This window comes from Burkholderia sp. MSMB1072 (genome assembly GCF_001524725.1).
GTDB lineage: Bacteria > Pseudomonadota > Gammaproteobacteria > Burkholderiales > Burkholderiaceae > Burkholderia.
This window is the reverse complement of the sequence record NZ_LOYC01000070.1, coordinates 1-1695: the sequence shown is the minus strand read 5'-3', so window position 1 is coordinate 1695 and position 1695 is coordinate 1. Positions and strand designations below refer to the sequence as shown.

Genomic DNA, 1695 nt, shown 5'->3' with positions numbered 1-1695 from the left:
ATGTATCGCCGTTTACTCGCACCGGGGCTGCTGTTGCTGTTGGCCGCGTGCGCGCAGGATCCGTCGGTTACCGCCGGCACGGTACGGATCTGCGACGACACCGGGTGTTCCGATCGCCCTAAAGATCAGGTCTCCTATCAAAAAAGGGACGACGCGGAAGACCGCGAAGATCCGCGCATCGCCGCGCTCAAGCAAACCGCGAAAACCCAGCCGAAGGCCGCCTACGACCTCGGCCTGCGCTACTTCCGCGGCGACGGCGTGCGCCAGGACAGCTACCAGGCGCTCAAGTGGATGCGCGAGGCCGCCGAACGCGGCGACCTGAACGCGCAGAAGGCGCTCGGCAGTTTCTACCTGTTCGGCCTCGAGGAAATGGGCTCGGATGCGCGCGAAGCGGAGAAGTGGCTGTCGATCGCGGCCAGCCGCGGCGACAAGGAATCGAAAAAGCTGCTCGACCTCGCGCGCAAGGCGAAGAAAGAAGACGAAGAAGACTGGAAATGGCGCACGCAATGGCGTGACGTCTATTACGGCTACTGGTACTCGGGCTATCCGTACTACGGCGTCTGGCAGCAGACGTACTGGTACTACTGACCGGGCATCGAGCAACGGGGGCGGCCGCGGGGAGACCACCATCGCGCGCCACGCCGGGGGGCTTATCGAAGTTCGCACGAACACATAAGCCGAACAACGACTCTAATCGATCGACAACGACATGAAGACCAACCTTTCCCAACGTCTCGTTCAAGGTGCGCTGGTTGCAGCGCTTGGCGCGTCCGTCGCGGGGTGCGGCGGCGTGGTGACGCCCGGCGGGCAGAACGCCGGCGTGACCGGTGCGGCGGCGGGCGGCGCGAGCGCCGGCGCCGATTCGCAACTGCAGCGCTGCACGTCGCCGCTCGGCACGATCGCGGTGGACGACGGCCGCAACGCCGACTGGTGGGGCCCGTTCGGCAGCGCGACCAAGATGACGACGATCGACCCGCTGCTGCGCCTGGCGGTGCAGCAGTCGAACTGCTTCGTGATCACGTCGATCGGCAACCAGAAGAGCGACGCGCGCCTGTCGCGCATCACGCAACTGCAGCGCAATTCGGGCGAATACCGCGCGGGCTCGAAGCAGCAGAAGGGGCAGCGGGTAGCGGCCGACTACTACATGGAGCCGCAGATCGTGATCAACGACTCGCCGATCGGCGGGATCGGCAGCATGATCGGCGGGCTGATCGGCAACAGCGCGGTGGCGGCGGTGGCGGGCCACCTGCAGACGAAGGCGTCGGTGGTGACGCTGACGCTGTTCGACGTGCGCTCGGCGGTGCAGATCGCGGCGGCGGAAGGCAGCTCGACGGCGACCAACTACGGCGCGGCGCTGGGCGGCTTCGGCGGCGGCGTGGGCGGTGCGCTCGCGGGCTTCTCGGCGACGCCGGAAGGCAAGGCGACGGTGGTCGCGTTCATCGATGCGTACAACAAGATGGTCGTCGCGCTGCGCAGCTACAAGGCGCAGGACGTGAAGGGCGGGCTGGGCCGCGGCGGCCAGTTGCAGGTGAACTGACGTAGGCGGGCCGGCGGGATGCCGCCGGCCGATTGCCGAGTCTCGCTTCCCGATTCGCGATTCCTGATTTCCCGATGGTCGGTGCGTGCGGCGCGATGCGCGCGTGCCGGCTTCGTTCGTCCAGTTCGTTTGAAAGGGGACCCCGATGAAAGCCGCTG

At 66.9% G+C, this 1695-nt stretch carries 2 protein-coding genes; both read left to right on the top strand.

Annotation, left to right across the window (positions count from 1 at the left end; translation table 11 throughout):
* Nucleotides 1-588: tetratricopeptide repeat protein (locus WS89_RS29915; RefSeq protein ID WP_059795692.1), on the top strand; the 588-nt coding region annotated here is incomplete at its 5' end.
* 121 nt (nucleotides 589-709) lie between these two features.
* On the top strand, nucleotides 710-1537 hold the full coding sequence (locus WS89_RS29910; RefSeq protein ID WP_034205621.1) for a hypothetical protein: 828 nt from the start codon (nucleotides 710-712) through the stop codon (nucleotides 1535-1537).
* Nucleotides 1538-1695: the final 158 nt, after the last annotated feature.